Below are 18,525 nucleotides of genomic sequence, written 5' to 3'. Positions count from 1 at the left end.
CACGCAGGTTGTCGAAACATTGGAGGTTGTCATGCACTTACCAGTAAGCGTAGTTACCATAGTAAAAAGCCGTACTGAAAAGCTCTGTCACTTGATTGAGCAACTAGAACATTGTCACCCCTCGCCAGCTGAACTCGTTATTGTATGGATGTCTTCACCGTCTGAACTGTCTCTTATACGAAGCGAAAAATTCGATATTGTGCATAAATTTGTCAACCAAGACGATTTACCCATCGCAAGAGCCAGAAACAAAGGCTTGCTTGAAGCAAAACATGACACCCTCGTCTATATGAACGTTGATGCCATATGTGCGCCAAACTTCATTGAAGCAGGCCTTAGAGAATGGTCACAACATAGCGTTCTGCACACCAAGGTAAAAATGATAGACGCAGAATGCTGGCACCTCGACCACAATCTAATCAGCGCGTCGATGTCGTCTGAAACCACGCTAACAGACAGTCATGCCAACGACACATCTAAAAAAGATACTCCTTCAGAAGATGGCCCCTCTGAAGACAACAACGAAATCCCTCACCGAGACCAGATAACAATTAAGCAGGAAGATCATCATGGAAAGTTTAGTCACGATAGTATTTGTTCTACAGTGTTTTTTATTAATAAGGCAGATTTCGAGAAAACCGGCGGTTTCGATGAAGGCTACAGCGGCTTCGGAATAAACGACGAAGATTTTTTCACCAATTGCAGAACTTTAGGGTTCGCCATTAAAGAAATACCACAAATCACCTTCTTACCTGAGCGGCCGAATTATCAATGCCCGGTTAATCACCTACTGGATTTCGTTAAGAACGCTGAACGTTACTATTCGAAATGGGGCAAGTACCCCCGCCCCGACGTGCTAGATGCATACGCCGAAGCAGGCTATATCAATCAAGACTATATTGAAAATGGCATTCAGGTTTTACAACTGCCTAACGCAAGTAAAAACGAAGACGATACAGAGACACCCATGCAAACATCGCCAGAATTGAGCGCTGCATCTATCACGCCCTCACGTATGGCAGCTCAGGTAGACAAGCAGGTTACGCAGCTACCGAACCTAAATAAAGGTGTAGAACATGACACCCATGATGCAGCCGCAAACAACGCTATCGTTGCCTCACGTGTTTACACTGCGTAATAGCGAGTTTGCGATGAATGAGGAAAGGTTATGTCACTTTTAAAACCGAATCTCTCAGCGCAACTTAGTGAGTTTATAGCTCAGCCTGCATTTCCATGTGCAGGCGCAAAAACCGCGCTCACCAAAGATCAAGTACACGTAAAACAGTACGACGATCTATCCTGTGAAATGAATAATATTGATATGCTTTCGGATATTTACGATTTTATTCATCAATTCAACATGGAAAAAGACATTTACTCGTCGTTGGTATTTACCTTTGAACTCCCAGAAGTACTGAATGAAACTGTGTTCGACAAACTGTTGTGGAGAAAGCTGCAACAACTCCATGAAATTGACGCATGCATAAATGACTGGGACGAGAATGTGGCCAACGATCCACATCACCCTAATTTCAGTTTCAGTTTAGGCGGCTGTGCCTTTTTCATTATTGGCCTGCACCCTGCGGCTTCGCGTAAAAGCAGGCGCTTTTCACGGCCAGCACTGGTTTTTAACCTTCATGCGCAATTTGAAGCGTTAAAAGAACAAGGCAAGTTCACTCCGTTACGGGATCATATCAGAGAGCAAGATGCTATTTTTTGTGGCAGTAAAAATACGCTGCTCGACAATCATGGAGAATCTTCGGAGGCCCTGCAGTACAGTGGCAAGCAACAGCCTAAAAACTGGCAATGCCCGTTCCACGCTGCATCAAATTAAACCATAAAAAGAGTCAAACAATGAGACAAACAATACAACCTAGAAGCGGCACAGCATTTACGATTAAAAAAGGGGAAAGATTAAAAGTTATCGACCCCCGAGGGTGAACAAGTGGCCGATATTTATGCGTTTAACGAACACGACAAAACCGAGTTTCTGTCATCAGGCAGAACCCTGGATTACAACGAAAGCATTCGCTTTAAAACCGGCAGCAAGCTTTACTCCAACTTAAGTGAAGTCATGTTTGAAATAATCGAAGACAAAGTGGAAGATCATGACTTCTTGCTCACGCCATGCAGTGTGGACACATTTAGACACTTTTATCCTGACGAAGAACCCGTCCCTGGCTGCTACGGCAATCTCGTTGCCGCGTTCGCGGAATTTGATATTCCTGCTCACCATGTAGGCACAACGTTCAATACCTTTATGAATGTGGATATTAGCGACAACGGAAAAATTGCGGTTCTGCCGCCAAAAAGCCAAGCCGGTGACTTTACCGTATTTGAAGCCAAAATGGACATGATAGTGGGCTTAACCGCCTGTTCTGCTGGCGAGTCAAATAACTTTCGCTATAAACCTATACAATTTGAAATTTTACCAGCCCAGACAGTATAAAGCCGCTACTATCGCAGCGGCTTAAAACAGGCTTACACCAGCTTATTTTTCAACGACTTGAACACTTATCGGGTTTTCAAACGCGTTTAACTTGTCTTCAAGCAGGGTAGAGAATGCTTCGGCTGAATGAATGGCCTCGTCTCTTTGAGGCCACACCGCCAGAATTTTGTATTCGAATGCGGTTAATGGCTTGAACATCACTAAGTGATCGAATTCGCCTTTTTCTACGCCGACGACTTGGTCTAGCCTGTAAAATACCGCTAGGCCCAATTTATCTTGGTCGCCTAGCACACTTTGAGGCCCCCACGTCCCAATCACGCCCCACTCAGCGCCTTTTACATCAATAACTTGTGTATTATCATGCGCGACTAACCCCGCCACTATTCCTGACGCGGCTTCTGATGCTTTCACGTTAATATGGGTGGTTGGGTCAAATGCATTAATTCGGTATACCGTTTGAATGTCTACCCCCGCTGAACCGTTTTCATCCAAAGCCCAGTTTTCATAATTCACTTTAAAAGAGGCTGAAGTCTGACTGTTCTCAAGCAAGGTATAAGACGTATTATCTACATATTGAAAATGTAATATGCCATTGTCGGTCTTTCTTCCAAGGGCGCCAACACCCAAAGATTTACCTACTTTAAGCGCATCTCCCCCCCACTCACTGAGTGAATGATAACTGTCGTAACCATCCTGACCTACTTTTGACAGAACCGGGTCGCTTCCTGTTTTCACAAATACATCAATCGCATTACGCCAATCGAAATATAGACGATAGCCTACTTTGTCGGATTCCCAGCCTGGCCCTTCGTAGCGTAAATAATAAGAATGATCGGTAAGCTGCTCAGGTGCAACAAAGTGTTCCACCGTTTCGAAGGAAAATTCTTGTGCTTCATATACCGTGCCGTTCCATTCGCCGCCGGTTCTGATCGAAAGCTCTGCATGCGCAAAATCTTCAACGGGTTGGCCTGCGCTAATTCTGGTTAGGGGATAATACTCCGAAGTGCCTGGCGTCACATTAATGGCGGCAAAAAGCGCTTTTCCGCCTTCCGGCGTATTGCGCCATTCAGATGGCACCCCCTTTACCCGCCATTGTGATTGCGCATCGGGCACCGGTACGGAAACCCATTGTGTCATCGCGCCCCCTTCTGCTGGATTATTAACCAGCACACCCTTTTCTTTTATATTTTTTGCATTATCGCACGCCGTCAATATTGGCAATATAACCAAACCTAACTTCATGACTTTATTCATAAAACCTCTCCTAACGATGAATTTATCGGTAATTACTCACGCAGTTTATTTTAAACAATATATTGACAAATGCCACCGGTGGCAATTATTTTAAATTTTGTTAACGGAATTTTTCAATTTAGTATGTCGTTTGTATATATCGATGTCGGTTTAAAGGGTTACTCAAATGGTGAACTTCAGTTTAGAAGGCAAAAGAGCGCTGGTTACAGGGGCTAGTCGAGGAATTGGTCAAGCCCTATCTCTTGCGCTCGCCCAGGCTGGCGCGCATGTTATCTGTGCAAGCTCTCGCGCCGGAGGCTGCGACCACACAGTAAGTAAAATCCTGGCAACGGGGGGTTCTGCCAATGCGGTAAGCGCAGATTTGTCTAATGCAGAGCAAGTTGCGGCCATGGCAGAAGAAGCGATGGGGCTAAAAGGCAATATCGATATTTTAGTCAATAATGGGGGCACTATCCATAGGGCACCAGCCACCGACTTCCCGCTATCAGCGTGGCAACATGTGCTTGCGGTTAATCTTGATTCTGCGTTTATTTTAAGCCAAGCCATAGGCCGCAACATGATTCAGCAACAGCAAGGGAAGATTATCAATATTGCCTCAATGCTGAGTTACTCTGGCGGTATCACTGTACCTGCCTATACCGCAAGCAAACACGCCATTGCGGGTCTTACCAAAGCATTAGCGAATGAATGGGGTCAATTCAATATTCAAGTGAATGCCATAGCACCAGGCTATATCAAAACTGACAACACTCAAGCACTGCAAGATGATGAAAAACGCAGTAGCGAAATATGTGCTCGAATACCTGCTGGACGATGGGGGCAAACCGATGATCTCGCTGGCGCTGTGGTTTTTTTAGCCAGCCAAGCCAGCAATTACGTTAATGGGCACACCCTCGCCGTCGACGGCGGCTTTTTAGCACGATAGGAACCGTTTACTATGAACAACAAAATTGATTGTCGTTATGCTATTGGAAAGAAAGAGGCCAACGCCTACAACACCAATGAGCTAAGAGAGGCGTTTTTGGCAGAAAGCTTAATGACGCCGGGAAAAGTGGTATGGATTTACACTCATTACGAGCGCTTTATGCTAGGAAGTGCGGTGCCAACCACCACCCCGCTGACACTAGAGACCATTGAAGACCAGTTAAAAATGCCCTTCTTTACCGCGCGTAGAGAGGTGGGTGTTATTAATATCGGAGGTCCAGGCACTATTGAAGTCGCGGGTGTCAGTTACGATTTAGGCAATGAAGAAGCGCTTTATATCGGAAAAGGCAACGATAACGTCGTTTTCTCCTCTAAAGATGCGAATAACCCAGCAAAGTATTATCTTAATTCTGCCCCTGCACATCACAGCTACCCATGTAAAAAAATTGGAGAGCTAGAGGCAAATGTGCTGAATTTGGGCAGCCAAAGCACCTCCAATGAAAGAGACATTAAACAGCTCATCATTAATTCGGTGGTTGATACTTGCCAACTCCAAATGGGGCTCACTCGCCTGAAAAATGGGTCGGTATGGAATACCATGCCTGCTCACCAGCACGACAGACGCAACGAGGTTTACTTCTATTTTGATTTAGGCGACGACAATCGCGTTTGTCACTTCATGGGCGAACCCCACGAAACCCGCCACCTTTTTGTGGCAAATGAGCAAGCCGTGATTTCACCTCCTTGGTCGATACACTGTGGCGTAGGCATAGGAAGTTACGCCTTTATCTGGGGAATGGCTGGCGAAAACCTAGACTACGACGATATGGATAAATTTCCACCTTCGGCTCTTCGTTAAGGCGTGTCAACTATGCAGTTTTTGTCAAAGATAATGGTTATCGGCTTTACCGTCGCCACTCTTATGAGTTGCTCCAGCGAGGAGGTCGACCCGGATATCACAGTCCTTCGCATTGGTCATTCTTTGGATACACAACACTCAGTGCACAAGGCGATGGAGTATTTAGGTGAGCGGCTCGCCTATTATTCTAACGGAACCATGAATGTGGTTATTTACCCCAATAGTCAATTGGGCACTGAGCGCGAAATGATTGAACTATTGCAGATTGGCTCTTTAGCAATGACGAAAGTGTCCGCCAGTCCCTTGGAAGGCTTTGCGCCTGAAATGAAAATATTCAGCATTCCTTATTTGTTTAGAGATAGCGAGCATTTCTGGCGCGTTCTTAATAGTGATCTAGGCAGCGCACTGCTTACCGGTATCGAAGATTATCGCTTAAAGGGCTTAGGCTACTATGACGCAGGCAGCCGCAGTTTTTATACCAATGACAAGCCCATTCGCCAACCCAGTGACCTAAGCGGCCTTAAAATTCGCGTGTTAAACAGTCCAACCGCCGTCGCGAGCGTTCGTGCACTAGGCGGCGCAGCCACGCCCGTGTCATGGGGAGAGCTATATACTGCGTTACAGCAGGGTGTGGTAGACGGGGCTGAAAATAACCCGCCAAGTTATTACCTGTCTCGTCACTATGAAATTTCACGATATTACAGCCTCGATGAACATACGAGTGTGCCTGACGTCATGCTTGCTTCACTGCCGGTTTGGAACCGCCTTACTGATACTCAAAAGGAGTGGCTAACCAAAGCCATGGCCGATTCGGTGCAATACCAGCGTCAGCTTTGGAAAACGTCCACTATCGAGTCTCTTGCCAAAGTGAAAGCCGAAGGCGTCTCGGTCATCTACCCCGATAAAGCGCCTTTCTTAGAAGCGGTAAAGCCGCTTCATGAAAGCTTTAACGGCACACCAATAGGTGAGCTTATCCAAGACATTAAGGGGATGTAAAAATGACAATAATAAAATTCATCGATAAAACCTTGGCCGCAGCACTCGTTGTCGCAATGACCTGTATTTTACTGACGGTTATTTGGCAAATTGTCTCTCGCTACCTACTTCAAGATCCTGCAGCGGCAACCGAAGAGCTCTCTCGATTTTTCCTCATCTGGATAGGAATTCTAGGCGCCGCTTACGCCTATAAACAGCGCGCTCATCTTGGGTTTAACCTCATCGTAGAGCGCCGTTCTTTTGCTGTTAAACGAATTCTACTTACCCTCGTTGAGTGTGTTGTTATTTACTTCTGTGTGCTTGTCATGGTTTATGGCGGCTCAGAATTAGTCATGCTAACCCTTGAGCTCAACCAAATATCGGCAGCGCTAGGCGTCAAAATGGGACATATCTATCTCGTCCTTCCTCTATCAGGGCTACTGATTATTGGCTATAGCCTTGTCAACATTGCCACCCTGTGGTCTCAACCTCAAACGAGTACGCAATAATGGAATTAACTGGCATTATTTTAGTCGTCGTATTTTTTGCTTTATTGCTATTAAACGTCCCTATTTCCATCAGCATTGGTGTAGCGACGTTACTTGCCATGCTGATGAATATGGATGTAACCCCCGCCACCATTACCATTGCCCAGCGTATGGTGGGCGGTTTAAATAGTTTTGCCCTTTTGGCCATCCCCTTCTTTGTATTATCAGGTTTAATTATGGGGCGCGGGGGAATTGCTAAGCGCCTCATCGAATGTGCCATGGCGTTAATTGGCGCGTTGCCTGGAGGATTGGCATTAGTCAATGTGGTCTCTTGCATGATGTTTGGTGCTATTTCTGGTTCTGCGGTTGCCGCCACCTCGGCCATTGGCAGCTTTATGCTACCAGAAATGAAAAAGGCAGGTTACGAACCAAATTTTAGCGCCGCCGTTACGGCCGCCGCTGCCACCACAGGCATGCTAATCCCGCCCAGCAATATTCTTATTGTGTATGCCATTGCCAGCGGAGGTGTGTCTATCGCCGCACTCTTTATGGCGGGATATATTCCAGGCATCATGGTGGGGCTAGCGCTTATGATGGTGTGTTACGGATATGCGAAAATCAAAGGGTACCCGTTGGCTCCTCGCTTGCCTTTGTCCGTGGTATTTAAAAAAGTACTACAAGCCATTCCTTCGCTGTTTCTTATTATCTTGGTTATTGGCGGCATAGTTGGCGGTATTTTCACCCCCACAGAAGCAGGTGCCATTGCCGTGGTATATGCCCTATTACTGGCTGTGGTTTTCTATAAAGAAGTGGCGCTAAACGCGTTACCCGGTATCATGTTGAAAGCGGCGGAAACCACCGCCATCGTTATGCTACTCATTGCGGCATCTACCGCAATGTCATGGCTACTTTCTTTTGAAAACATTCCGCAAACACTCAGTAATGCATTACTCACCGTTAGCGATAATCCATTACTTATTTTACTGCTAATTAATTTGCTGCTTATTGTCGTTGGTGCATTTTTAGATATGACGCCTGCCGTTCTTATCTTTACGCCAATTTTCTTACCGGTAGCCATGCAGTTAGGCATGAGTGAATTGCAATTTGGTATCATGCTAGTGCTCAACCTATCAATTGGATTGTGCTCTCCCCCCGTGGGCGCTGTATTATTCATTACCTGTGCCATCGCGAAAACCAAGTTAGAAAATATTATTAAACCATTGCTCCCACTCTACGCGGCCATGTTTGTGGTGTTAATGCTCATCACCTACGTTGATTGGTTTAGTGAAGCGCTTCCAAGAGCATTGGGCTTTTAAATGATTGTTTTTAATGGAAGGGGCTTTATGTGTTAATATCTGACGAATTGGAAGTTAGCGCAGAAAAACAGATTGCAATGAATAAGCGCCCCACAATTAATGATGTAGCCCATTTAGCCGGTGTCTCAAAACGTACGGTGTCTCGTGTGATTAACGGGGCATCTAACGTAGGCAAGGCTACGAGGGAAAGGATTGAAGCCGTAATTAAAGAAACGGGCTTTGCGCCAGATAAACAAGCGCGAGGGTTAAGCACCAGTCGCTCTTATCTCATTGGGCTTATCTACGACAACCCGGATGCGCTTTATATCGACCAGGTGCAACGGGGAGTGTTAAGCATCTGTTCAGAACTGGGCTACGAACTGGTGGTACATCCGTGCCGCTATAAATCCGAGGGATTTATAGAAGACTGTATTCACTTTGTTCGCCGTTCAAATATTGATGGCGTTATCATTTTACCGCCTGTGTCTGAATCTAAATTGCTGGCCGACACCTTACAAAGTAAGCATATTAATTATGTGCGCATGGCCTCAGTAGACTTAGACGATCACAAGAACATTGTTGTATCCGATGATCGTGCCGCACTGCGTGATTTAGCACGATATATGGTTTCGTTAGGTCACACCGACATAGGTATTATTAGCGGTCCGCAACAATATTACTCATCAAAAGAGCGCCTTGAAGGCTTTTTAGAAACCTTACAGTCATTAAATGTCGACGTGCCCCCATCGCGGATCGTTGAAGGGAAAAACAGCTTCGAAAGCGGAATTGAGTGCGCTCGTCACTTGCTCATTCAGTCACCACGCGTCAAAGCTATTTTTGCGAATAACGATGAAATGGCCGCAGGCGTTTTAAAAGTTGCCCACGAAATGGGGATTGCCGTCCCCGATGACCTTTCAGTAGCCGGCTTCGACGATAACTTACTAGCGGCCCGTGTGATCCCTGCCCTCACCACAGTCCAACGACCTGTGGGCGATATGGCAGCCATAGCGGCCAGAAAAATCATTGCTCATATTCAGGGTAAAGAAGTGAGCGAAAGTGAAACCTACCTAGTAAAACCGCATTTAATTATTAGGGACTCAATAAAAAAAGTATGATTTAAGCTCAGAATTGTTGCTTAGATCTTCGTTTGGCCTTATTATGCCACCGGTGGCATAATTAAATATAAAAAGAAACATTTTGTAAACATAAGCAGCGCGTAGCACTGCAAAAGAAATCAAGTTGGCGGGAAAATAATGAGTGCAGTAATTCAACTGGTAAAAGTACATCCGAACGATAATGTGGCTGTTGCTACTCAGCCTCTCGTACCAGGCACCGTTATAAACACTGAAAACCTGACGGTAGAAGAAGCAATTCCAGCCGGTCACAAAGTCGCCCTTACGTCTGTCGATAAAGGGCAGGTAATCATTAAGTATGGCTTTGAAATAGGCGAAGCAACAGAGAATATCCGCCAAGGTGAACACGTCCACAGCCATAATTTGAAAACCAAGTTAAACGGTACCGAAACCTACAGTTACCACCCTGTTTCTGCGAGTCAAGGGCCTCAACTTCCCCGCCAACAGTTTTTTGGTTATCGCCGAGAAAACGGAAAAGTCGGCATTCGAAATGAAATCTGGATTATCAATACTGTGGGTTGCGTTAACCGCGCAGCCGAACGTATTGCCGACGAATGCAGCCGCCGCTTTACCGGGGAATGTGACGGTTTTAGGGCCTTTACCCATCCGTTCGGTTGCTCGCAACTAGGTGATGACTTAGATGACACCCGCACTATCCTGTCTTCGTTAGCCTCTCACCCAAATGCGGGCGCAGTCTTAATCATCGGGTTAGGATGTGAAAACAACCAGTTAGCGTCTATGTTGCCACAGGTAGACAAGCCCGAGCATCGCGTAAAGTTTTATAACGCCCAAGAAGTCGAGAATGAGATAGAAGAAGGGGTAAGCGCTGTACTGCAATTACTCACTGTCATCGCGGGCGACAAAAGAGAGCCCATAGATGCCAGCGAATTAGTATTAGGAATGAAGTGTGGTGGAAGTGACGCGTTTAGTGGTATCACGGCAAACCCAACGGTAGGCCGAGTGACTGATTTAATGTGTCAGTTAGGCGGTTCGGTCATTCTCACTGAAACACCTGAAATGTTCGGTGCAGAACAGTTACTTATGAACCGTGCTAAAAATGAAAACGTGTTCCAGGAATTTAATCATTTAATCACAGCTTTTAAAGATTATTTTATTGCTCACAATCAGCCTATTTATGAAAACCCCTCTCCTGGGAATAAAGCTGGTGGGCTCACTACCCTAGAAGAAAAGTCATTAGGCGCCGTACAAAAAGGCGGCCAATCAACCATACAGTCCATATTAAATTATGGTGAGCCGCGAAAAGAAAAAGGGCTGAGTTTATTACAAGCGCCTGGGAATGATGCGGTTAGTGCCACTGCCCTTGCTGCATCGGGCGCCCACATTGTTTTATTCACCACGGGCCGCGGTACTCCCCTCGGCTTTCCTGTACCTACAATTAAGATATCCTCCAATTCAGATATCGCAAATAAGAAGCCTCATTGGATAGATTTTAATGCCGGAAAAGTTCTTGAAGGCACTTCTATCGATAAGTGTGCCTCCGAGCTATTGCATCACTGTTTAGCAGTAGCGTCTGGTCAACAAACCTGCAACGAGAAAAATGGCAGCCACGAGATTGCTATTTGGAAACGTGGCGTCACCCTCTAAAAAGAGAGAGTTATGGAATCGATACTACTACATGAAGATAGGCTTTTTCCTGCCGACGAAGCAACAAGACAGGTCGCTCGCGGTTTATATCAGGAAATACGCCATCTCCCTATTATAAGCCCTCACGGACATACTGACCCACGCTGGTTTGCTGAAAATAGTCATTTTACTAACGCTACAGAGCTGTTTATTACACCTGACCACTATGTGTTTAGAATGCTCTATAGCCAGGGCATTAAACTTAGTGAGCTCGGCGTGCCCCGTTGGGATGGCGGAGCCACAGAAAGTGATCCTAAGAAGATTTGGCAATTGCTTGCTGATAATTATCATCTTTTCGCAGCAACCCCGTCTCGACTTTGGCTTGATACCGTGTTCCACGATGTCTTCGGCTTAGAAGAAATGCTGTGCCCTGCTAATGCGACGCACTATTACGATGTCATTACCGCAAAGTTACAAAGTGATGCGTTTAGACCCCGCTCGCTCATGGACAGGTTCAATATAGAACTTATCGCCACCACGGAAGGCGCGCTGGACAGCTTACCGCACCATGCCAAGTTACAAGGTACAGGTTGGGAAAAACGGGTGATTACCACCTTCCGCCCAGATGATGTTGTTGATGCATCAAGAGAAGATATTGTTGATAACATCGCCAAACTAGGCACGATCACCGGCGAAGATACTTCAACGTGGCAAGGTTATCTCAACGCCATACGCGTGCGTAGAGAAGTGTTCAGACGCCATGGCGCCACAGCAACAGACCATGGTCACCCCACGGCAAATACAGCAGACCTAAGTAAACGTGAGTGTGAGGCTTTATTTGAGAAAGTGTCTACCGGTAACAGCAACGCGCAAGAACAAGAGCTGTTTAGAGCACAAATGCTAACTGAGCTTGCGGGTATGAGCATTGAAGATAAGATGGTCATGCAAATCCATCCAGGCTCGTTTCGAAATCATAATTCGCGTTTGTTTTCCCAATTTGGTCGGGATAAAGGCCACGATATTCCTACGCAAACTGATTATGTGAATGCGTTACGCCCGCTATTGAGTAAATACGGCAACGAAGCGAATTTGAATATTATTTTATTCACCTTGGATGAAACCACTTATGCAAGAGAACTTGCACCTCTCGCTGGCCACTACCCTTGCCTTAAGTTAGGCCCAGCGTGGTGGTTCCACGACAGCCCGGAAGGTATGTTGCGCTTTCGCCATCAAACCACAGAAACCGCGGGCTTTTTCAACACAGTAGGGTTCAATGATGATACCCGTGCCTTTTTAAGTATTCCTGCCCGGCACGACGTGGCTAGACGCATAGATTGTCGTTTCTTAGCACAGCTAGTGGTTGAGCACAGATTGAGCGAAACAGAGGCCGCGAGTATTGCGAAAAAGCTGACGTACGACTTTGCCAAGCAAGCGTATAAGCTAGGTTAATCATGAGTAAACAACTTTCACTCCACACCCAAGGTGAACTAAAAGCAGACATTGAAGTACCCAACTACGATTTAACCACCACTGGCTGTGGCATTGTTCACTTGGGTCCTGGGGCTTTTCATCGTGCCCACCAAGCATTTTACACTGAACGCGCACTGGCTTTTGGTGGAGATTGGCGGATACACGGTGTCTCCATGCGCAGCGCCTCCTTGAAAGATGCGTTAGCTCCCCAAGACAACTTGTATGCCTTAAGTATTGTTGACGACGAACCTAAAACTCAAGTCATCGGTGCTATAGGCCAGCTCTCTACACTCTCCCGAGACAGAGAGCGTATTGTCGAGGCCATGGTAAATAGTGCGACCAAAATAATATCACTCACCGTCACCGAAAAAGGGTATTGCTTAAATTCGTCCGGGCACCTAGATACAGAGCACCCGGAAATTATCTCGGATTTGCAAAACCCAGAGAAACCAGTGAGCGCAATAGGCCTTATTGTTCAAACGTTGAAGTTACGCATGCAAGCGGGCTACGCCGATGTCACTGTTATTAGCTGTGACAATGTTTCCGATAATGGCAAAAAGCTACGTCAGGCTGTGACTGAGTACGCGGGTATTTTAAGTCAAGCGTTAGAGCAATGGATTACTGAGAATATCGCCTTCCCTTGTACCATGGTAGACAGCATTACACCGGCGACGGACAGTGAATTCAGCTCCTACGTAGAGCAAAAACTTGGCGTAAAAGACAACTGGCCTATTCAGCGTGAGGCATTTACGCAATGGGTAGTAGAAGATCATTTTTCTTCACCTAGACCTTGCTGGGAAAACGTAGGCGTAACCTTTACGCACGACGTTAGCTTTTTTGAAAAAGCGAAATTACGCATTCTGAACGGTACCCACAGCACCCTAGCGTACGTCGGGTTATTATTTGAAAAAGAAACGGTTTTTGATGCGATTAGCACCCCTTTCATACATCAGCTAATTTCACGATTGCTTAGCAACGAAATTGTGCCCTCGTTACAGGGGAACGATGACTTCGACATAAATCAGTATGCTGCCAGCATTCTCAAGCGCTATGAAAACAAACATATTCGACACATGCTTTCGCAAATTGCTTGGGATGGTTCGCAAAAAATTCCATTTCGAATTCTCGATACCATTAGGGACAACATAAGCGCTAATCGTTCTATAGACTTATTATGTGCCGCAGTAGCAGCATGGTGTGTGTTCATCAATGAGAGGTCGCTGCGTAATGCTCCCATTACCGACCCACTCGCTGATGAGCTTAATGCACTAGCGCAGGCCTGTGAGCACAAGGTGTCGTTACTTGCGAGTAAATTGATAGGTATAGAGCGCATTTTTGCCGAGTTAGTCCATCATCAAGGTTTTCAATCGACGGTGTTGAACAAAGTGGAAGTATTAACGGCTTGTGCAGAGCAAGGATTATCCCAATTAGACAGCGACAAGATGCTAGCAAAATTAGCAGGAGATCAATAATGAGAGAAGTACGCGCCACCTGTTTTTCAGCCCTCTATACGTAGGTTAACACAATGAAGAGAATAGTGATTTATGGCGAATGCATGGTGGAATTGCGTACTGAATCTGCGCAGACCCTAACAAAAAGCTACGCGGGCGACACGTACAATTCAGCCGTATACTTAAAGCGATGTTTACCGTCATCTTCGGTCAGTTTTCTCACTGCTATTGGAGCGGATTTTCTTAGTGACGAACTCATGTTCAATATGGGTGAAAACGAAATCAACACCGATTATGTTTTTCGTTCTGTTTCCCGAAATCTGGGGCTCTACATGATTCGCAATGATGAGCACGGCGAAAGAGATTTCGCCTATTGGCGATCACAATCTGCAGCCACCCAAACCTTCACATTGTTGGAAGAAACAAAAACCTCCATCCACTGTGACTGGTTTTACTTTAGTGGTATTTCTATCGCCATTTTAGACGTACCTCAGCGAGAGTCGTTATTTGCGGTAATCGATGAGCTGGCAAAAAATGGCAGTAAAATTGTCTTTGATCCCAACTATCGCGCTAGCCTTTGGGACACAAAGGAAGATGCGCAATACTGGACTGAACGCGCCTATCAGGTGTCTGATTTAACCTTCCCTGGCGCTGATGACCACCTTATGCTTTATGGGCACAGAACTGCAGACGACATCTTTAGTTATTTAGCCAATAAAAACATCGATGAAATTGTGGTGAAAAATGGGTCTGTTGGCGTACACATACTGGAAGGAAAAGAACAACGTATTGTTCCCGTGGAGCGAGTTGAACAGGTGATAGATACCACCGCGGCAGGAGATGCATTTAATGGCGGTTATCTTGCAGCACGACTATCAGGGAAAAAACCGGTAGAAAGCGCTAGCTATGGCGCAAAAGTCGCAGCGACCGTCATCACCTATCCTGGCGCCATTATTCCTCTTATCGACTTTAACAACCACATCCCCACGTTATAGGGGATGTGAAACACATCTTACTTTGTTACCCCCTAAAGCAACGTTCGGTATACATAATCTGCCAATGGGTGATTTTGGGCTTTAAGCGCCCTAACAAACAGTTGAGAAACTTTTGTTGCGCCCACCACATTAACGTGTGTGTTATCGACTTTACCGTTTGGAAACTTCGCGTATATACCCGCTGGCACCTTAATAAAGTAATCTTCACTTGCGCCATCACCAATACTCGCGAAAAAATCGCAGGTTAAGGTGTTCATGGGAATAAAAGTCACCTTATGTTTTCGTGCAACTTGCTCAGCGGCGCTAGCGTAACGAGTTAGCGTACGCTTAAGCTTTCCTTCATTATCAAAATGTCTTCGGCAAATACTACTTGCAATCATAATATGGGCTCCCCGCTCAGTCACATCATTGATAAAACCCGTTAAATATTCAGGATAATCATTTTCCGCATCAGCATAGCGAGAGGGAGAGTCTTTTTTCTGATCGTTATGACCAAATTGTACCAAAACATAATCCCCCGCTGACAACTCTGATAGCAAGTATGCCCAACGCCCTTCGTCCACAAACCGCTTAGTGCTTCTTCCATTGGCAGCATGATTCATAATTCGCAATTGAGGTAGCATAAAACCAGGCAGTATCTGCCCCCAGCCTCTCTCTGGGTAGTTAAGGTTCTCTTTATTCGACATGGTTGAATCGCCCACAAGGTGCAAGGTAGTTGGAGGAGGAAGTCCGTCTGCAATACAGGTTGTCGACGCCAGCATGGCAAAGAGGATAAACGCCCTACTTGCTAGTCGCCTACTTGCTACTCGATAGTGGTCGTTGCTATTTCTCATTTTGTTAGCCCAATTTTTGATAAAAAAATGGCCATCATAAAGATGGCCAAACACACCCGTTTTCACGGCACACAAAGTAATTAAAGGTTGTAACGCGCTCCTAAGAAGAACTGTCTACCTGTATGGTTATACTCACGCATTAAATTCAAGCTGCCATCACCAGTAGTAAATAGGCGCTCGTACTCATCGGTGAGGTTGATAACTTCGAAGGTAAGGGTTAATTCATCGCTAAAGTTATAGAATGAAGAAAAATCTACCTGAGTAGGACCAGTGGTGCCATGAGCAACGTTACCATTGCTACCGGTAAAGTCCGTAATATAGTCATCCCGCTTGTTCACTGAGACTCGAGCACCATACACATCGGTCTCGTAATACACAGTAAAGTTATATGAGGTTTCACTCATGCCCTCGATATTGTCTGCGTTTACATGGGTGTAGTTAGATACAATCCCCATATTTTCGAAGAATCCAGGCAAAAAGGTTAACGGCTGCTGATAAATCAATTCGTAACCACTGATCGTGCGGTCTTCCGCATTAATTGGGCTACTATGCTCATAAGCCACTTCCCGTGGGTTTAACGCTATTTCTGGATCATACTGTGCATCGTTATCAATGAAGTCGTAATAGGCGCTGTCGACCATACGCTCTTCCGAAGCTCTCACTATCCAGTTATCAATATCTTTATAAAATAGCGTGGCAGCAATTAAGGCTTCATCATCAAAGTACCACTCTACCCCTATATCCACGTTATCAGAGGTGAAAGGGTCTAGGAACGGATTGCCCACACTCACCGAGCCATTGATATAATCAAAACTTGGATTACCTGGGTTCAATGAATTCAAGCTCGGACGTGTCATTGATTGAGTTAACCCCAAACGTACGACAACATCATCCGTAGCATCAAGGGCGAAATTGATGGCGGGCAAAAAGTTGTTGTAGTCGTTTTCGATTGCCACTGCTTCACCTTGAATAAAGCCTTCAGCCTGCGTGGTCGTTTTGACGTAACGCACACCATAATTGGCACGTAAAAGCATGTCGGCAATTTCATAGTTGGTATCTACTTCGATATACAACGCCGATGTTTCTTCACCAACTTGCCAGCTCTGTGCTGAGCGAGGGGTCCAGGTCACATCTAACAATTCACGATTAATCGCGTCAAAATCTGCAACAATGAACGGTGATAGCTCACCATCAAAGCCACTGCCAAAATCGTCGACTGGCATCATTTCCGCAAAGCCCACAGCAGAATCTTGATCAGGAAAACCGTTAATTTGTTCTTCGCTATAAGACACCACACGGTCATTATAGGCGAAGCCCATTTTGATGGTGAGATCTTCGCCTAAGTAGGTGGTATCGAGTTTGAGCGTATCGTTTTCACGCACAACGTCCGTTGCACGCAAGCGACCATCACTTAGGTTATAGTTGCTAGCATCATTAACCTCGTAACCATAGGTAACATCGGGCGCATTAATATTGTCACTGAAATCAAATGAAAATGATGTCGGTTCAAGTAGCGTCATGTTGTAACGGTACTGCTCAGAACGTGCATCCGACTCTGCGGTACCCGCCATCACATCCACACGAAAATTATCAGAAACAAACCATTCGCCGGATAATACAAACTGTGAAAAGTCGGTGGTAGATTCTTGAAGTCGACTTTCTATTCTTGATTTAACACCTTCATATGTCCCTGCGAGCACCTGCTTACCATTTGGATGAACAGTAATGGCGGTAGGCGTTATTTCATCAAAGGTACTTCTAAACATGTGGAAGAAGTTGTACATGGTTCGTGTATTATCGAGGGTGGATAGCAAACCATCTAACGTTAGCGTGAAATCATCGCTCACCTGCCATTGAAGTGAACCGGTAAAGCCTACGCGCTCTTGATCGTTCCCAAAGTAATCAGGACGAGGTAATCGGGGAGACCATAAACAATTGAGTGGATCGACCGCCTGCCCATCAGCTTCGCAACTCCCCACATCTGGTGTGCCCGTCACCTGCGTGTTAGACGTATCAGCAAACAATCCACCACCGTCTCTAACTGGCGTGGTCCAACGCACTGTACCGTAACCTTCCTGACGCACAGTACGCTCAGAAAAGGCGGCGGAGAATAAAACACCTATCTTGTCATCGGCAAACCTGTTACTCACCATAAAGGCGGCACGAGGATCCACTTCTTCGGTAATGCTGTTATACCCACCTTGCAGGGAAGATACGAATTTAAAGCCATCATAATCAAAAGGTTTGGCAGAATATAAATCAACTGTACCGGCTATGCCACCCTCCTCCATTGAGGCTGTGGGTGACTTTTGAATATCAACTCGGTTAAACAATTCTGACGCAAAGATATTGAAGTCAAATCCCCGACCACCATTCACACCACCACCAGAATCAGTACCATCGGTACTGGCAGGCACTTCCATGCCATTTAGCGTGGTTCGCGTAAACGACGGGCTTAGACCGCGCAGCGTAATTTGCCTACCTTCTCCGCCTTCACGGGAAATAGCAACACCCGGTACCCGTTGAATTGATTCGGCTATGTTCAAGTCTGGGAACTTTCCTATATCTTGAGCAACAATCGACTCTTTACTATTCACCGAGGTGCGCTTCTCCAGCAACGACTTATTTAGTGAGCCTCTAAAACCAGAAACCTCAATCACTTCTATCGCTTTTTCGTCTGCCGCTGTAGCGGCATTTTCAGCTTCTTGTGCCTGAACTTGAATGCCAGACATTGCTAGCGTAACCAGAATAGCAAGTTGCTTTTTCTTTGGTATCATCGTTGTTTCTCCGATTTTATGTGTCATTGGCTGCGCGG

Annotated in this window: 15 protein-coding genes and 1 pseudogene; 13 read left to right on the top strand and 3 right to left on the bottom strand. The window is 45.8% G+C overall.

Annotated elements, in window-relative coordinates; all coding sequences use genetic code 11:
* Positions 1–31 precede the first annotated feature (31 nt).
* From IUA53_RS07590 to IUA53_RS07580, 3 genes and pseudogenes are all read left to right on the top strand, one after another.
* Positions 32–1,138 carry a glycosyltransferase family 2 protein gene (locus tag IUA53_RS07590; RefSeq protein ID WP_196898990.1) on the top strand — a complete coding sequence of 369 codons (1,107 nt, stop codon included), beginning with the start codon at positions 32–34 and terminating at the stop codon, positions 1,136–1,138.
* 30 nt (positions 1,139–1,168) lie between these two features.
* The gene (gene gntA / locus IUA53_RS07585) at positions 1,169–1,834 is read left to right on the top strand and encodes a guanitoxin biosynthesis heme-dependent pre-guanitoxin N-hydroxylase GntA (protein WP_196898988.1); all 666 of its coding nucleotides are present in this window, start codon (positions 1,169–1,171) and stop codon (positions 1,832–1,834) included.
* Between the two features lie 20 nt (positions 1,835–1,854).
* Positions 1,855–2,449, top strand: a pseudogene (locus tag IUA53_RS07580) (DUF1989 domain-containing protein).
* A 42-nt stretch (positions 2,450–2,491) separates the two neighbouring features.
* Here the strand turns inward: IUA53_RS07580 and IUA53_RS07575 are convergent.
* Positions 2,492–3,703 (bottom strand): DUF4861 family protein, encoded by a 1,212-nt coding sequence (locus tag IUA53_RS07575; protein WP_196898986.1) that lies wholly within the window; start codon positions 3,701–3,703, stop codon positions 2,492–2,494.
* Between the two features lie 166 nt (positions 3,704–3,869).
* Between IUA53_RS07575 and kduD the strand changes: the two genes are divergently transcribed.
* The 10 genes from kduD to IUA53_RS07525 all read left to right on the top strand — a co-directional run bounded on the left by kduD (position 3,870) and on the right by IUA53_RS07525 (position 14,877).
* Positions 3,870–4,628: a 2-dehydro-3-deoxy-D-gluconate 5-dehydrogenase KduD gene (gene kduD, locus IUA53_RS07570; protein ID WP_196898984.1), complete on the top strand. Its 759-nt coding sequence runs from the start codon at positions 3,870–3,872 to the stop codon at positions 4,626–4,628.
* Between the two features lie 12 nt (positions 4,629–4,640).
* Positions 4,641–5,486: a 5-dehydro-4-deoxy-D-glucuronate isomerase gene (gene kduI / locus IUA53_RS07565; RefSeq protein ID WP_196898982.1), complete on the top strand. Its 846-nt coding sequence runs from the start codon at positions 4,641–4,643 to the stop codon at positions 5,484–5,486.
* A gap of 63 nt (positions 5,487–5,549) precedes the next feature.
* The gene (locus IUA53_RS07560; RefSeq protein ID WP_231401317.1) at positions 5,550–6,482 is read left to right on the top strand and encodes a TRAP transporter substrate-binding protein; all 933 of its coding nucleotides are present in this window, start codon (positions 5,550–5,552) and stop codon (positions 6,480–6,482) included.
* Between the two features lie 2 nt (positions 6,483–6,484).
* On the top strand, positions 6,485–6,970 hold the full coding sequence (locus tag IUA53_RS07555) for a TRAP transporter small permease (RefSeq protein ID WP_044447814.1): 486 nt from the start codon (positions 6,485–6,487) through the stop codon (positions 6,968–6,970).
* Positions 6,970–8,265 (top strand): TRAP transporter large permease, encoded by a 1,296-nt coding sequence (locus tag IUA53_RS07550; RefSeq protein WP_196898980.1) that lies wholly within the window; start codon positions 6,970–6,972, stop codon positions 8,263–8,265. Before IUA53_RS07555 ends, IUA53_RS07550 begins: the two co-directional genes overlap by 1 nt.
* Before the next feature lie 77 nt (positions 8,266–8,342).
* Positions 8,343–9,359, top strand: coding sequence for a LacI family DNA-binding transcriptional regulator (locus IUA53_RS07545; RefSeq protein WP_044058936.1), 1,017 nt, complete (start codon positions 8,343–8,345; stop codon positions 9,357–9,359).
* A gap of 138 nt (positions 9,360–9,497) precedes the next feature.
* The gene (locus IUA53_RS07540) at positions 9,498–10,982 is read left to right on the top strand and encodes a UxaA family hydrolase (protein WP_044447816.1); all 1,485 of its coding nucleotides are present in this window, start codon (positions 9,498–9,500) and stop codon (positions 10,980–10,982) included.
* A gap of 12 nt (positions 10,983–10,994) precedes the next feature.
* The gene (gene uxaC, locus IUA53_RS07535; protein ID WP_044057387.1) at positions 10,995–12,410 is read left to right on the top strand and encodes a glucuronate isomerase; all 1,416 of its coding nucleotides are present in this window, start codon (positions 10,995–10,997) and stop codon (positions 12,408–12,410) included.
* A gap of 2 nt (positions 12,411–12,412) precedes the next feature.
* The gene (locus IUA53_RS07530; protein WP_196898978.1) at positions 12,413–13,903 is read left to right on the top strand and encodes a mannitol dehydrogenase family protein; all 1,491 of its coding nucleotides are present in this window, start codon (positions 12,413–12,415) and stop codon (positions 13,901–13,903) included.
* Positions 13,904–13,956: 53 nt separating this feature from the next.
* Positions 13,957–14,877, top strand: a complete 921-nt coding sequence (locus IUA53_RS07525; protein WP_196898976.1) for a sugar kinase — start codon at positions 13,957–13,959, stop codon at positions 14,875–14,877.
* Between the two features lie 32 nt (positions 14,878–14,909).
* Here IUA53_RS07525 and IUA53_RS07520 read toward each other — a convergent pair whose 3' ends face one another.
* Positions 14,910–15,710, bottom strand: a complete 801-nt coding sequence (locus IUA53_RS07520; protein WP_052364535.1) for a rhamnogalacturonan acetylesterase — start codon at positions 15,708–15,710, stop codon at positions 14,910–14,912.
* Positions 15,711–15,790: 80 nt separating this feature from the next.
* Positions 15,791–18,487, bottom strand: coding sequence for a TonB-dependent receptor (locus IUA53_RS07515; protein WP_044449598.1), 2,697 nt, complete (start codon positions 18,485–18,487; stop codon positions 15,791–15,793).
* Positions 18,488–18,525: the final 38 nt, after the last annotated feature.

Origin of the sequence: Alteromonas sp. B31-7 (genome assembly GCF_015767655.1) — a bacterium.
Taxonomy (GTDB): domain Bacteria; phylum Pseudomonadota; class Gammaproteobacteria; order Enterobacterales; family Alteromonadaceae; genus Alteromonas; species Alteromonas australica.
The sequence above is the reverse complement of the archived record's forward strand: the minus strand, read 5'-3'. Positions and strand labels throughout refer to the sequence as shown.